General features: G+C 66.4%; 1 protein-coding gene. It reads left to right on the top strand.

Annotated elements, in window-relative coordinates; all coding sequences use genetic code 11:
• Positions 1-114: 114 nt before the first annotated feature.
• On the top strand, positions 115-747 hold a 633-nt coding region (locus tag U9980_RS12910), incomplete at its 3' end, for a class I SAM-dependent methyltransferase (protein ID WP_322768125.1).

A 747-nucleotide genomic window follows, 5' to 3' on the forward strand; every position in this document is an offset into this window, starting at 1 on the left:
TCCCGTATGGTCCACCGGTAAAATCGCCGCACGCGCCCTGTCGCGGTCCGTGACTCCGTACGTTCGACGTTCCCACCCAGTAACCGTCCCCCGCCGGGCAAAGGACGTGATCGAATGCCGGAAACACCGCACCCTGGCAATACCGAACGCCTGCACCGCTACTGGGACAGGCACGCACACACCTACGACCGGGAAATGGCCTTCTTCGAGCGAGTCCTCTTCGGCGACGGCCGTGCCTGGGTCTGCACACAGGCCACCGGCAACGTGCTCGAGGTCGCGATCGGCACCGGCCGCAACCTCGCCTACTATCCAGACACCGTCACGCTCACAGGAATCGACCTCAGCCCGGCGATGCTGGACATCGCCCGGCAGCGAGCGCAGGACCTCGGCCGTACCGTCGACCTCCACCTCGGCGACGCCCAGGCATTGGACCTGCCCGACGCCTCCTTCGACACCGTGGTATGCACCCTGTCCCTGTGCGCCGTCCCCGACGTCCACCGGGCCCTCGCCGAGATGAAGCGGGTGCTGCGTCCCGGCGGCCGGCTGCTGCTCCTGGACCATGTGGCCGGCTCGCCGTGGCATGTACGAGCAGCCCAGCGACTACTCGAAACGATCACTATTCGGATTGGCGGCGAACACCTACGCCGACGTCCCCTGCTACAGGCGCAAACCGAAGGCTTCACGATCGAACGGCAGGAACGCTACAAACTCGGCATCGTCGAACGGCTCGTGGCCCGCAAACCGCCC

Source organism: Protofrankia sp. Cr1, assembly GCF_963555865.1.
Classification (GTDB): domain Bacteria; phylum Actinomycetota; class Actinomycetes; order Frankiales; family Frankiaceae; genus Protofrankia.